General features: G+C 59.5%; 13 protein-coding genes. 5 read left to right on the top strand and 8 right to left on the bottom strand.

Annotated elements, in window-relative coordinates:
- Window positions 1–53: 53 nt before the first annotated feature.
- Together fadD1 and fadD2 are read right to left on the bottom strand one after the other, a co-directional pair.
- On the bottom strand, window positions 54–1,754 hold the full coding sequence (gene fadD1, locus SB725_RS27265; protein WP_059182272.1) for a long-chain-fatty-acid--CoA ligase FadD1: 1,701 nt from the start codon (window positions 1,752–1,754) through the stop codon (window positions 54–56).
- A 361-nt stretch (window positions 1,755–2,115) separates the two neighbouring features.
- Window positions 2,116–3,804 (bottom strand): long-chain-fatty-acid--CoA ligase FadD2, encoded by a 1,689-nt coding sequence (gene fadD2 / locus SB725_RS27260; RefSeq protein WP_059182271.1) that lies wholly within the window; start codon window positions 3,802–3,804, stop codon window positions 2,116–2,118.
- 245 nt (window positions 3,805–4,049) lie between these two features.
- Here fadD2 and SB725_RS27255 point away from each other — a divergent pair, with 245 nt between their 5' ends.
- Both SB725_RS27255 and SB725_RS27250 read left to right on the top strand, forming a co-directional pair.
- Entirely contained in the window at window positions 4,050–4,994 is a 945-nt protein-coding gene (locus tag SB725_RS27255) for an alpha/beta hydrolase (RefSeq protein ID WP_027923863.1), read from the top strand.
- Between the two features lie 42 nt (window positions 4,995–5,036).
- Window positions 5,037–5,507: a MaoC family dehydratase gene (locus SB725_RS27250; RefSeq protein WP_027923862.1), complete on the top strand. Its 471-nt coding sequence runs from the start codon at window positions 5,037–5,039 to the stop codon at window positions 5,505–5,507.
- 57 nt (window positions 5,508–5,564) lie between these two features.
- Here SB725_RS27250 and SB725_RS27245 read toward each other — a convergent pair whose 3' ends face one another.
- The gene (locus tag SB725_RS27245) at window positions 5,565–6,032 is read right to left on the bottom strand and encodes a ferritin-like domain-containing protein (RefSeq protein ID WP_027923861.1); all 468 of its coding nucleotides are present in this window, start codon (window positions 6,030–6,032) and stop codon (window positions 5,565–5,567) included.
- A 204-nt stretch (window positions 6,033–6,236) separates the two neighbouring features.
- On the opposite strand from SB725_RS27245, the gene SB725_RS27240 reads away from it, so the two are divergent.
- Window positions 6,237–6,473, top strand: a complete 237-nt coding sequence (locus tag SB725_RS27240; RefSeq protein ID WP_007949456.1) for a DUF3820 family protein — start codon at window positions 6,237–6,239, stop codon at window positions 6,471–6,473.
- A gap of 18 nt (window positions 6,474–6,491) precedes the next feature.
- The gene (locus tag SB725_RS27235; protein WP_027923860.1) at window positions 6,492–7,673 is read left to right on the top strand and encodes an aminotransferase class V-fold PLP-dependent enzyme; all 1,182 of its coding nucleotides are present in this window, start codon (window positions 6,492–6,494) and stop codon (window positions 7,671–7,673) included.
- 2 nt (window positions 7,674–7,675) lie between these two features.
- Here SB725_RS27235 and SB725_RS27230 read toward each other — a convergent pair whose 3' ends face one another.
- The 4 genes from SB725_RS27230 to zwf form a co-directional block, all read right to left on the bottom strand.
- On the bottom strand, window positions 7,676–8,401 hold the full coding sequence (locus tag SB725_RS27230; RefSeq protein ID WP_027923859.1) for an intradiol ring-cleavage dioxygenase: 726 nt from the start codon (window positions 8,399–8,401) through the stop codon (window positions 7,676–7,678).
- Window positions 8,402–8,615: 214 nt separating this feature from the next.
- Window positions 8,616–9,281 carry a bifunctional 4-hydroxy-2-oxoglutarate aldolase/2-dehydro-3-deoxy-phosphogluconate aldolase gene (locus SB725_RS27225; RefSeq protein ID WP_007949453.1) on the bottom strand — a complete coding sequence of 222 codons (666 nt, stop codon included), beginning with the start codon at window positions 9,279–9,281 and terminating at the stop codon, window positions 8,616–8,618.
- A 17-nt stretch (window positions 9,282–9,298) separates the two neighbouring features.
- A complete protein-coding gene (gene pgl / locus SB725_RS27220; protein ID WP_027923858.1) occupies window positions 9,299–10,012 on the bottom strand; it encodes a 6-phosphogluconolactonase in 714 nt (237 codons plus the stop codon).
- A complete protein-coding gene (zwf, locus tag SB725_RS27215) occupies window positions 9,999–11,468 on the bottom strand; it encodes a glucose-6-phosphate dehydrogenase (protein WP_027923857.1) in 1,470 nt (489 codons plus the stop codon). The genes pgl and zwf overlap by 14 nt, the downstream gene beginning before the upstream one ends.
- A gap of 226 nt (window positions 11,469–11,694) precedes the next feature.
- On the opposite strand from zwf, the gene SB725_RS27210 reads away from it, so the two are divergent.
- Window positions 11,695–12,555 (top strand): MurR/RpiR family transcriptional regulator, encoded by an 861-nt coding sequence (locus SB725_RS27210; protein ID WP_172825977.1) that lies wholly within the window; start codon window positions 11,695–11,697, stop codon window positions 12,553–12,555.
- 79 nt (window positions 12,556–12,634) lie between these two features.
- Here SB725_RS27210 and SB725_RS27205 read toward each other — a convergent pair whose 3' ends face one another.
- Window positions 12,635–13,489 carry a D-hexose-6-phosphate mutarotase gene (locus SB725_RS27205; protein WP_027923856.1) on the bottom strand — a complete coding sequence of 285 codons (855 nt, stop codon included), beginning with the start codon at window positions 13,487–13,489 and terminating at the stop codon, window positions 12,635–12,637.
- Window positions 13,490–13,613 lie beyond the last annotated feature (124 nt).

Here is a 13,613-nt window from a genome sequence, read left to right as displayed (position 1 = left end):
CAAAGAAGATTTGGCAGACAAAAAAAGCCCCGCATCTGCGGGGCTTTTTGTTGTTACGCGCCGACCTTTTTCGCGGCGATTTTCTTCAGTTCTTCGTCGCGCAACTCGCGGCGCAGAATCTTGCCGACGTTAGTGGTCGGCAGCGCGTCGCGGAACTCGACGGCACGCGGCACCTTGTAGCCGGTGACGTTCGCACGCATGTGCTCCATCACTTGCTCTTTGGTCAGCGTCACGCCCGGTTTGGCGACGATGAAGATCTTGATCGCCTCGCCCGACTTCTCATCCGGCACACCTATGGCCGCACATTGCAGCACGCCCGGCAGGGTCGCGAGCACGTCTTCCAGTTCGTTCGGGTACACGTTGAAACCGGAAACCAGGATCATGTCTTTCTTGCGATCGACAATACGCATGTAGCCGTCCGGCTGGATCAGCGCGATGTCACCGGTCTTCAACCAGCCTTCGCTGTCGAGGATTTCATCGGTGGCTTCCTGGCGCTGCCAGTAGCCTTTCATCACCTGCGGACCTTTGACGCACAGTTCGCCGATTTCACCCAACGGTTGCTCCACGCCAGCATCGTCGATGACTTTGCAGCGGGTCGAAGGGACCGGAATACCGATGGTGCCGATCTGGATGTGCTGGATCGGGTTGACGGTGGCCACTGGACTGGTTTCGGTCATGCCATAACCTTCGCAGATGGCGCAGCCGGTGACCGCTTTCCAGCGTTCGGCGGCAGCCAGTTGCAGGGCCATGCCACCGGACAGGGTGACTTTCAGCGCCGAGAAGTCCAGCTTGCGGAAACCTTCGTTATTGCACAGGGCCACGAACAACGTGTTGAGGCCGACAAAACCGCTGAACTTCCACTTCGACAGTTCCTTGACCATCGCCGGCAAGTCGCGCGGGTTGCTGATCAGGATGTTGTGGTTGCCGATCAGCATCATCGCCATGCAATGAAAGGTGAACGCATAGATGTGATAAAGCGGCAACGGCGTGATCAGGATCTCGCAACCTTCATTAAGGTTGGAGCCCATCAGCGCCTTGCATTGCAGCATGTTTGCCACGAGGTTGCGGTGGGTCAGCATCGCCCCTTTTGCCACGCCGGTGGTGCCGCCGGTGTATTGCAGCACCGCGACATCGCTGCTGGCCGGGTTGGCTTCAGCCACTGGCTGGCCATGGCCCTTGCTCAGCACGTCGTTGAATTTGATGGCCTTGGGCAAGTGATACGCCGGGACCATCTTCTTCACGTACTTGATGACGCTGTTGATCAACAGGCGCTTGAGCGGCGGCAGCAAGTCGGCCACTTCGGTGACGATCACGTGCTTGACGCCGGTTTTCGGCACGACGGTTTCCGCCAGATGCGCCATGTTGGCCAGGCAGACCAGGGCTTTGGCACCGGAATCGTTGAACTGGTGTTCCATTTCCCGCGCGGTGTACAGCGGGTTGGTGTTGACCACGATCAGCCCGGCGCGGATGGCACCGAAGACGGCGACCGGGTACTGCAACACGTTGGGCAACTGCACGGCGATTCGATCGCCCGGCTGCAAGTCGGTATGCTGTTGCAGGTAAGCGGCAAAGGCACCGGACAATTCGTACAGTTCACCGTAGGTGAGTGTCTTGCCCAGGTTGCTGAATGCCGGCTTGTTGGCGAAGCGTTGGCAGGATTGCTTCAACACTGCCTGAATATTCGGGTACTCGTCTGGATTGATCTCGGCAGCGATCCCAGCTGGGTACTTATCCTTCCAAAAGTCTTCGATCATGGAAGCCCACTCCTCAGCAACGCGAATTCAGCACCGCATTTGATGCGATTATTATTGGTGTGTGTTTTATCGGTGAGTCTGGCTTTTTACTAGGCCGAGAAGTCACAAAGCGCGCCGAGAGTAGCAGCTTTGCCAAGGGTCGACCAGAGCCAAAAGCGGCCTCTATGGTCACAATTGTGACTCAAGAATAACCGGCAGTCATTTTAGAGCAAAAAACCTATAAAGCCTTGAAAGCCCCGAAAACAGGAGCTTTCCAGCCCCTAAAAGCATCGCGGGCAAGCCATGCTCCTACAAGGATCAGCGATGATCTTGTGGGAGCGTGGCTTGCCCGCGATCCGCGCAAAGCGCGGCCATTCAATGATTAAGCGATATCGCGCAACTCCCGCCGCAGAATCTTCCCGACCGGCGTCATCGGCAACGACTCACGCAACACGATGTGCTTGGGCACTTTGTACGCCGTGAAGTTTTCCTTGCAGTACGCCTTCAGCTCTTCAAGGCTGACCCCCGCTTCACGGGCCACTACAAACAACTTCACCGCCTCCCCCGAACGCTCGTCCGGCACACCGATGACCGCACAGTTGGCGACTCTCGGGTGAGCCATCACCACGTCTTCAATCTCGTTCGGGTACACGTTGAAACCCGAGACGATGATCATGTCTTTCTTGCGATCGACGATGCGCACAAAACCGTCCGGGTCGATTACCGCAATGTCGCCGGACTTGAACCAGCCCTCGGCATCCAGCACTTCGGCGGTGGCTTCCGGTTTCTGCCAGTAGCCCTTCATGATCTGCGGGCCCTTGATGCACAGTTCGCCGCGCTCGCCCAATGGCTGCTCGACGCCGTCATCGTTGATCACTTTGAGCGTGGTGCCCGGCACCGGCAGGCCGACCGTGCCGATCCGCGATTGATCGCCGTACGGGTTGGTACAGGCCACTGGCGACGTTTCGGTCAGGCCGTAACCTTCGGTGATGCGGCAACCGGTCATCTGCTCCCAACGCTCGGCGGTGGCCTTGACCAGCGCCGTGCCGCCGGAGTTGGTCAGCTTGAGGCTGGAGAAATCCAGGGTCTTGAAGTCCGGGTGATCCATCAAGGCAACGAACAGCGTGTTGAGCCCCAGCAACGCCGAGAACCGCCAGTTCTTCAGCTCCTTGATGAAGCCGCCAATGTCGCGCGGATTGGTGATCAGCACGTTGTGGTTGCCGGTCACCATCATGCACATGCAATTCGCCGTGAAAGCATAGATGTGGTACAGCGGCAGCGGCGCGATCATCACCTCCTGCCCTTCGCGCAGCAGCGGTTGACCGTCAGCGCCGAACTGCCCAAGGCATGCCCGCGCCTGTTGCATGTTCGCCACCAGGTTGCCGTGGCTCAGCATTGCGCCCTTGGCCAAACCGGTGGTGCCGCCGGTGTATTGCAGCACGGCGATGTCGCCGAGGCTGACTTTCAGCGGCTTGATCCCCAGGCCACGTCCCATGTGCAGCGCGTTCTTGAACGAAATGGCCTGCGGCAACGAATACGCCGGGACCATTTTCTTGACCTTGCTGACCATGGTATTGACCAGCCAGCCCTTGGCGGCAGGCATCAGGTCGCCCATTCGCGCTTCGATCAGGTACTGGATGTCAGTGTCGGGCAGCACTTCCTGGACCTTCTGCCCGAACATGTTCAGGTACACCAGCGCCCGCGCGCCGGAATCCTTGAACTGATGACGCATCTCCCGCGCGGTGTACAACGGGTTGGTGTTGACCACGATCAGCCCGGCGCGCAAGGCACCGAACACGGCAATCGGGTAATGCAGGACGTTAGGCATCTGCACCGCGATGCGATCCCCCGGCACCAGGTCGGTGTGGGCTTGCAGGTACGCGGCGAAGGCCAGGCTCTGGCGTTCCAGTTCGGCGTAGGTCAGGGTCACGCCCATGTTGCTGAAGGCCGGGCGATCAGCAAATTTCTTGCAGGAACGCTCGAACACCTCAATCACCGACTTATAGGCCCCAAGATCGATGTCCAGGGGCACGCCGGCCGGGCGTTTGTCATTCCAGAAATCAGGTTGCATTGTTCTTGTCCTCTTTACCTGAGCCTATCCGGGCCGCTTTTCTGTCACTTCTAAAAAACCTGAAGCGAAAGGCGGGGCTCCACGGACACTAGCAGTTATGGCGATTCAGGCAAATACAGCCAACGCCGTCATTGACCGCGTGAATCTTCCTGCCGTGGCGCGGCCTGATCAGACGGCAAGCGCGGGATGCGCTATACAATGCAACCACGCCCATGCCACATGCAGCCCCATGCAAAGGAATCGCCATGATCCACGACACGTTCTGGCTGACCGCGAGTGACCACAGCCGCCTCTTCGTCAACCAGTGGCTGCCCGCCTCGCCGTTAAAAGCCGTGATCCTGCTGGCCCATGGCATGGCCGAACACAGCGCTCGCTACGCCCGGCTGGCGGAAAAATTCTGCGAGCAGGGCTACGGCGTGTATGCACCGGATCTGCGTGGACATGGCAAAACTGCCGAAAACGGCACGCTGGGCCATTTCGCCGATGACGATGGCTGGTGCAAAGTCGTCGGCGACCTCGCCAGCCTCAACCAACACATCGGCCAGCATCATCCTGGCGTGCCCATTGTGTTGCTCGGTCACAGCATGGGCAGCTACATCGCCCAGGCTTATCTGCTGCATCACAGCGCCAGCCTGCACGGCGCGGTGCTTAGCGGCTCGAACTTCCAGCCCGTGGCGCTCTATCGCGCGGCGCGGCAGATCGCCCGCCTGGAGAAGTTGCGCCAGGGGCCCAAGGGCCGTAGTGCGCTGATTGAATGGCTGTCCTTCGGTTCGTTCAACAAACAATTCAAACCGGCGCGCACCCGTTTCGACTGGCTCAGTCGCGACCCGGCAGAAGTGGATAGGTACGCCAACGACCCGCTCTGCGGCTTCCGTTGCACCAACCAGCTGTGGATCGATTTGCTCGGTGGGTTGCAGCAAATCAGCAAAGCGTCCAATCTCGCCCAGATCGATCCGGGCCTGCCGCTGCTGGTGATTGGCGGCGAATGTGATCCGGTGAGCGAAGGCAAACGTCTGAAAGATCTGGCTGACGCCTTGCGTGCGGCAGGCAGCCAGAACCTGCACCTGACGATTTACCCGCAGGCGCGGCATGAACTGTTCAATGAGAGCAACCGCGAGGAAGTGATCAACGACGTGTTGCAGTGGATTGCCCAGGCCCTCAGCCACCGCCGGCCACCCCGGTCGGAATAGTTTTTTTGTGGATTCATTTATTCGTCACAGGAATCGAGACAGATGACCCAGGTTACCAACACCCCTTACGAAGCCCTCGAAGTCGGCCAGACCGCCAGCTACAGCAAAAAGGTCGAGGAGCGCGACATTCAGTTGTTCGCTGCAATGTCCGGCGATCACAACCCGGTGCACCTGGACGCCGAATTCGCGGCAGGCACCATGTTCAAGGAGCGCATCGCCCATGGCATGTTCAGTGGCGCGCTGATCAGCGCCGCCGTGGCGTGCGAGCTGCCTGGGCCGGGGACGATCTATATTGGCCAGCAGATGAGCTTTCAGAAACCGGTGAAAATCGGCGACACCCTGACCGTACGCCTGGAAATCCTCGAGAAACTACCGAAGTTTCGTGTACGCATTGCCACTCGCGTGTTCAACCAGAACGATGAGTTGGTGGTCGACGGCGAAGCCGAGATCCTGGCACCGCGCAAGCAGCAGACCGTGACGTTGCCGACATTGCCGGCGATCAGCATCGGCTAATCGACCAGGCATAAAAAACGCCAGACTGGCTGGCGTTTTTTGGCAGGCAACGAACGCTTACGAGCGTGCGCGAGCCTGGTTACGCAGGGCTTTCACCTGGTCATGATTGCGTTGCACGCCGTGGTACTGACGTTCAACCAGATCACGAATACCCACCAGGTTGTGTTTGTTGATTTTCTCCATGGCTTCGCGGTAAGCCTTCAGCGCGTGGTCTTCACCGCGTTCGGCTTCGTTCAGAACGGCTTCTTCGTCTTTGCCGGTGAACATCGACTTCACGTCGACCCAACGACGGTGCAAGTCGCCGCTGACACTGGTAGAAGTTTCTGGATCACCCCCCATCGAACGCACGGCTGATTGCAGTTCAGCAGCGGCGGTGGCGCAATCGGCAGAACGCTGAACGAACAGCGTTTTGAGTTCTGGGTGCTTGATGTCTTCAGCGCAAGTCTTGAACCCTTCCTGACCGTCTTTGCTGGTTTCAATCAGGTCGTTGAGTACAGAGATGGCTTCTTTATTCATGTCGGTCATTTTTCAATTCCTTGCGGGTTGATGAAAGATGCAATGACTGTTGCACCCTGCATGCCAGCTTCTGACTGATTATTTATTCGTTATTTTTCAATCAGTTATATAAAACAGCAAAATCTGTATCCGTTTTTTTTGCATGATCTGTCAATTGGCCTGCATGCAGAATGCCTGTATTTTCCAGACGCATAGAATCAAGACGACCCACTGATGAACCCTGAAAAACTCGAACTGCTGATCACTCGCGAAATGCCCTTCGGCAAATACAAGGGCCGGATCATTGCCGACCTGCCCGGCCAGTACCTGAACTGGTTTGCCCGGGAAGGATTTCCCCATGGCGAACTCGGTGGCTTGCTGGCCTTGATGCAGGAAATCGACCACAACGGCTTGTCGGAACTGCTAGAACCCCTGCGCGCCAAACACGGCAAACCTGCGCCCCGCCATTGATCCTGACCCGAGTAGCCCATGCCCGATAACACCCGCCGCGCCCGTGATGAATCCTTCTGGAAGACCTTTGCCGACCGCTACGCCGTCGAACCCGGCCCGATCAACCTGGAAAACGGTTACTTCGGGCGCATGTCGCGAACGGTGGTCGAGGAATACCAGCGCAACATCGAGCTCATCAATCGCAGCAACTCGGTGTATGTCCGCCAGCGCTTCGAACAGGGTGAAATCCTGCAGATCCGCGCGCAACTGGCCGAGTTGGTGGACGTGCCCGCCGAAGCCGTCGCCCTGACCCGCAACGCTTCGGACGGCATGCAATCGTTGATCCGCAACTACAACCGCCTGCAACCGGGCGATCAAGTGCTGTTCAGCGATCTGGAATACGACACTGTCAAAGGCGCGATGCGTTGGCTGGCGCGCAATCGCGGGGTCGAGGTGATCGAAATCAATCACGCCCACCCCGCCAGTTTCGACAGTTTGCTGGCCAGTTACCGCGACGCTTTTGCGCGTTATCCCAAACTCAAACTGATGGCCCTGACTCACGTCACCCACCGCACCGGCCTGGTGATGCCGGTGCAGGCGATTGCCGCCGCCGCCAAGGAACACGGCGTCGATGTGATCCTCGATGGCGCCCACGCACTGGGGCAGATTGACTTCAAGCTCGATGAACTCGGTGTCTCGTTCGCCGGCTTCAACCTGCACAAATGGATCGGTGCGCCGCTGACCCTGGGCTTCATCTACATCGCGCCCGAGCGCCTGGCCGATATCGACCCGGACATGGGCGAGGTGCATTTCCCGGTCACCGATATTCGAGCACGCACGCCGTACAGCACACCCAATATTCCGGCGCTGCTGACCTTGCCGCTGGTGTTCGAAGAACATCAGGCCATGGGCGGGTCCGCCGCCAAAAGTGCCCGGCTCAACTACTTGCGCAATCTGTGGGTGCGCGAAGTGCGCGAACTCCCGGGGATCGAAGTGATGACGCCGGATGATCCTCGCTTGTATTGCGGCATCACGTCGATGCGTTTCACCCGACAAGCCGATCAACAACCGATGGTCGAGCGACTGCTCAACGACTACAACCTGTTTACCGTCATGCGCAGCGGTGCCGCGAGTGGTCCGTGCATTCGCATCACCCCGGGCCTGACCACCACCGCCGTACACATGCAACTGCTGGCCCGGGCGCTGAGCGAACTGCGCTGAGGTCATACGGTGTACTTGTCGAAATCCTCGGGCTTGATGTGCGATGACACCGCGAAGGTGTCGATGCCTATGGTCGTGGCGCCGAAGAAGCCATCTTCATTCGAATCCCGGCTGAGGGTGTGCACGTTCAAGGTCGACGCTTCGCCGCTGTGGTGCTTGTAGTAAACGTCTTCATCGTTGGTCAGCGCCAAGGACTTGCGACCGCTGTACTCACGTGAGTTGAGGACCGAGCGCGACGCCACCTCGGGCAAGTACAACTGACCGACCCAGGCGACATGCCGTTCTTCCAGGTAATTGTTGCCGGCGGTGATGCGCACGGCGACGTGAATGTGCAGCGCACGGCCGGCGTAGAACCCCGGATAGACCGTGGTAAACCGCACGACGCCTTGCCTGTCGGTGAACTGCCCGCCTCGCAGGTAGGTGTCGTCGTCGGTGCGCGGGACCGAGCCGATGTCACCGTTGTCCACTTCCTTGTCTGGATCAATCCTGCTCCAGCCCGAATAAAACCCGCGCGCATTGCAATGCCAGATATCGACCAGCGCGCCGGTGACAGGTTGCCCGGTCATGGCATCAACGATTTGCAGGCGCAGCACCAGGGGAACACCATCGGCGCCTTCGCTGATGTTGCGCCGGATCAGTTTCGGATTGCGGAAATACGGGCCGGGGATCTGCTCAGGAGATAGCAGGTAAACCGGTGATGCGGGTGCAACTGAGGTGTTGTCGTCCATGACGTTCTCTCTTCCATAAGAAGCGTGCAGATTAACGTCGGGCGAGTGGTGAGATGCGGTAACTATGTATCGCTCGAGGAAGACCTGTAGCAACTGCCGAAGGCCGCTATAAGGAATTTCGATGGCCAGTTTTTTGCGGGCAAAAAAAAACGGTGCACCGACCAAGCGCACCGTAAAGCCGTAGAACACACAACGAAGTGTCAGGTAAAGCGGATCAGTCCAGCAGCGCCAAGGCCTCGGCGGTGCATTCCTGAATGCGGGCCCAGTCGCCGTTCTTGATCCACTCCGGATCAAGCATCCAGCTACCGCCCACGCACATCACGTTTTTCAACGCCATGTAGCTCTTGATGTTGGCCGGACCGACGCCACCAGTCGGGCAGAATTTCACTTCGCCGAATGGACCGCCGAGGGCCTTGATGGCCGCGACGCCGCCGCTGACTTCCGCCGGGAACAGCTTGAAGCGGCGATAACCCAGGCCATAGCCTTCCATGATGCCGGAGGCGTTGCTGATCCCCGGCAACAGCGGGATCGGGCTGTTGACGCTGGCTTCAAGCAAATCACGGGTGATGCCCGGTGTGACGATGAACTGCGAACCGGCCGCTTCGGCGGCGGCGAGCATGTGGCGATCGAGCACGGTGCCGGCACCGGTCATCAGTTCCGGACGCTGTTCGCGCAGGATCTGGATGGCCTTGAGGCCGAACTGCGAACGCAGGGTCACTTCCAGGGCGGTCAGGCCACCGGCGGCCAGGGCGTCGGCCAGTGGCAGCACGTCCTGCTCGCGAGCGATGGTGATCACCGGCAGAATCCGCGCCTTGGCGCAGAGGCTGTCGATCAGGGCAACTTTGTCCGCCATGGATACGGTCGGGGATGGGGTTGTCATAGCGGCTGTTCCTTGGCTCATGGGCACCAGTAAATCTCTAACGTAGGTTGCAAAAACGCGCGAATCGGCATGGCGGCGACATCGTCGACGGCCAATGCGGCACTCAGGGTGGTCAGCTTGGATTGACCGGAAATCGATAGCACTTTGTGTTTGGCCGAGGCCAGCAGCGCACGGCTCATGGTCAGGCGCTGATGCGGCACGGTCGGCGCCAGCATCGGGTAGCAGCGACGTGTGCCGTCGACTTTCAAGGCGTCGGCCAGGTTCGGGCTGTTCGGGAACAACGAGGCGGTGTGGCCGTCGTCGCCCATGCCCAGCACCAGCACGTCGATCACCGGCAGTTCGGACAACAAACGGTCGGCCTGCTCGGCCGCCTGTTCCAGGTTGGCGCTGGCGCTGTACAGACTCAGGAACTGAGCCTTGGCCGCCGGGCCTTGCAACAGATAACGCTTGAGCAGACCGGCATTGCTGTCGGCATGTTCCACCGGCACCCAACGCTCGTCAGCCAGGCTGACCACCACGTTCGACCAGTCCAGTGCCTGCTTGGCCAGGTGCTGGAAAAACGCCACCGGACTGCGACCGCCAGACACCACCAGCGTGGCGGTGCCCTGGGCCTCGATCGCTTCGCTCAGTTGCTTGGCCACCGACAGTGCCAGCGCTTGTGCTAACAGCACCGGGCTCTTGAACTCATGGGCGCTGACGCCCTGAGGCAGTTTCAAATCAGATATCGCCATACCACGACCTCCCGTCCCGCGTGATCAGAGCAATGGAGCTCATCGGTCCCCAGGACCCGGCCGCGTAAGGCTTGGGCGCATCACCGGATTTTTTCCACCCGGCGATCAACTGGTCACACCACTTCCACGCGGCTTCGATTTCATCTTTACGGACAAACAGGTTCTGATTGCCGCGCATCACTTCCAGCAACAACCGCTCGTAGGCATCGGGAATCCGCGCGCTGCGATAGGTGTCGGAAAAATTCAGCTGCAACGGACCGCTGCGCAGCTGCATGCCCTTGTCCAGGCCTTGTTCTTTGGTCATCACGCGCAAGGAAATGCCTTCGTCCGGTTGCAGGCGGATAATCAGCTTGTTGCTGATTTGCAGGCGCTGCTCGGGGGCGAAGATGTAGTGCGACGGTTCCTTGAAGTGAATGACGATCTGCGACAGCTTCTGCGGCATGCGCTTGCCGGTGCGCAGGTAAAACGGTACGCCGGCCCAACGCCAGTTGCGGATATCGGCACGCAAGGCGACGAAGGTTTCGGTGTCGCTCTGGGTGTTCGAATTGGGCTCTTCCAGGTAACCCGGCACCGGCTTGCCTTCGCTGTAGCCGGCGATGTATTGACCGCGCACCACCTGAGTGGTCAGGCCTTCCGGGCTGATCGGCGCAAGTGCCTTGAGGACTTTGACTTTCTCGTCGCGGATGCTGTCGGCGGACAGGTCGGCCGGTGGGTCCATGGCGATCAGGCAGAGCAGTTGCAGCAGGTGATTCTGGATCATGTCCCGCAGCTGCCCGGCCTTGTCGAAGTAACCCCAGCGGCCTTCGATCCCGACCTTCTCGGCCACGGTGATTTCCACGTGGGAGATGTAGTTCTGGTTCCACTGGGTTTCGAACAGGCTGTTGGCGAAACGCAGGGCAATGAGGTTTTGAACCGTCTCTTTGCCCAGGTAGTGGTCGATGCGATAGGTGCGGTTTTCCGGGAAAAACTGCGCCACCGCGTCGTTGACCTTGCGCGAGGATTCCAGGTCCGAGCCGATCGGTTTTTCCAGCACCACGCGGGTGTTTTCCGCGAGGCCGACCTTGGCCAGGTTCTCGCAAATCGCGCCGTACACAGCGGCCGGCGTGGCAAAGTAGGCAATCACACGCTGGGCGCTGCCGGCCATATCGGCCAGGGCGATGTAATCGTCAGCCTTGAGGAAGTCCACGTGCAGGTAGGTCAGCCGCGCCAGAAAGCGCTCGACCACGGCTTCGTCCAGCTCTTTGGCGCCCACATAACGACGCAGTTCGGCGCCGATGAATGCCAGGTGCTGCTGCTCGGTGCCGGGCTCGCGGGCCAGCGCGATAATGCGCGTATCCTCGTGCAGAAGGCCTGCGCCATCGAGTTGATAGAGGGCAGGAAACAGCTTGCGCAAAGCCAGGTCGCCGAGGGCGCCGAACAAGGCAAAGGTGCACGGTTCAACCGTAATCGAAGGCATGATGTTTGTTCTTTTATCAAGTTAAGCTACAAATACCTTTTTTTAAGGCATCGCTCAAGAGAAAATGTAGTAATAACCACAACATTTTCGCAAAATACAGAATCCGAGTGGTAGCCGGTCGGAGCCATCAGTAGGATAGGCCACCGTTTGGGGCCGCATCCAAGGCCCTTTTGGCATAGCCGAACTCTAATTTGCGCAGCTGACCCAAGGAACACATATGGACCGCGTGCGAAATTTACTGGAACAGATCCAGAATCGCCTTGAAGACCTGAACAAGGCGGAACGTAAAGTCGCCGAAGTGATCCTGCTCAACCCAGAGCAGGCCACCCGGTTCAGCATCGCTGCGCTCGCCCAGGCCTCCAAGGTCAGCGAGCCGACCGTCAACCGCTTCTGCCGCTCGTTCGGCGTCAGCGGCTACCCGGAACTCAAACTTCAGTTGGCCCAAAGCCTGGCCAGTGGCGCGGCGTATGTCAGCCGCGCGGTCGAGGCCGATGACAACCCTGAAGCCTATACAAAGAAGATTTTCGGCAGCGCCATCGCCTCACTGGACAGTGCCCTGCAGGCGTTGGACCCGAACCTGATCAGCCGCGCCGTCGACTTGTTGATCCAGGCCCGGCAGATCCACTTCTTCGGCCTCGGCGCCTCGGCCCCGGTGGCGCTGGACGCGCAGCACAAGTTCTTCCGCTTCAACCTGGCCGTCACCGCCCACGCCGACGTACTGATGCAACGCATGATTGCGTCGGTGGCGCACACCGGCGAATTGTTCGTGATCATTTCCTACACCGGCCGCACCCGCGAACTGGTGGAAGTGGCGCGCATCGCCCGTGAGAACGGTGCGTCGGTGCTGGGCCTGACCGCCGAGGGTTCGCCGTTGGCCAAGGCCAGTACGCTGAGCCTGAATATTCCACTGCCGGAAGACACCGACATCTACATGCCGATGACTTCACGCATCATCCAGCTGACCGTGCTGGACGTGCTGGCGACCGGCATGACGCTGCGTCGCGGGGTGGATTTCCAGCCGCATTTGCGCAAGATCAAAGAAAGCCTGAATGCGAGCCGGTATCCGGTTGGGGATGAGTTCAACTAACCTGGCATCTCCGCAGCCTGACAGGGCCTCATCGCGAGCAAGCTCGCGATGAGGCCAGCCGCACCACCGCAATCTTGAGCTAAACGCCAACCCGCGCCTGCAAACTCAAATGCGCCCTCTCTCCTGGCGCCAGGCTCAGGCGATGGGCGCCGCCACTCGCCGCTTCCACACACACGAATTCTGAAATCTCATTCCAGCTCACCCCCAGCAATGGCCGCGAGCCGGGATGCCAGACCACCGTGTCCGAATGGTCACCGGTATCGATGCACAATTCACGTTGCCAAGCGTGGTCCTTGAGCTGCAACTCGCCGTCGTGCTGGAACACGCGCTGGCAACCGCCATCGACCCGCAACTCCCCCTCCTGCTGGCAAACCTGGCGATTCAAGTGATCATACCCCTGCGCGCCCTCGAGCCCAGACAGCGCTACCTCACCCACGTCACCAATACGCCAGTAAGCGTGCAACGCCTGACTCAATTGGCACGGCAAGGTGTCTTGATGCTCGGTGCTCAGGCGCAAATCCATGCGTTCGCCCAAATGGGCGTGCAGGTCCACCTGCCAGTCACACAACTGCAGTTGCCAGTGCAATCGCACGCCATCGTCATCGTGGCTGCTGTCGAGCAGCTTCCAGTCGATCAGCCGTGCCCAACCATGGGAAGGCCAAGCGTTTTCGCTTGGATGACGGCCATACCAAGGCCAGCACACAGGCACGCCACCACGAATCGCACCGACCTGCGGCCACTTCGCCGCGCACCAGAGCCAGGGCTTTTGACCCGCAGGCTGGAAATGCAGCAACTGCGCGCCCTGGCGACTGAACACCGCCTGACACAGCGGATGATCGATCACCAACACGTCGCGCTTCTGATAGCGCTCCCACGCAAACACCGGACGTTCGCGCAAGGATTTGAAGAAGCGTTGTAGCGGATGCTCATGCATGTGCCACGGTCCTGAAAATCATCTGTTGCCGGGGCGCGCGCCCCCCCAAAAAAAAGCGGACAGCCTGGGCTGTCCGCAAATATGCGCACATAGAGAGGAGCTTATCGCAACAGCGTTAGAACAC

It is taken from the genome of Pseudomonas sp. SIMBA_041 (genome assembly GCF_046535095.1).
GTDB lineage: Bacteria > Pseudomonadota > Gammaproteobacteria > Pseudomonadales > Pseudomonadaceae > Aquipseudomonas > Aquipseudomonas mucoides.
The sequence above is the reverse complement of the archived record's forward strand: the minus strand, read 5'-3'. Positions and strand labels throughout refer to the sequence as shown.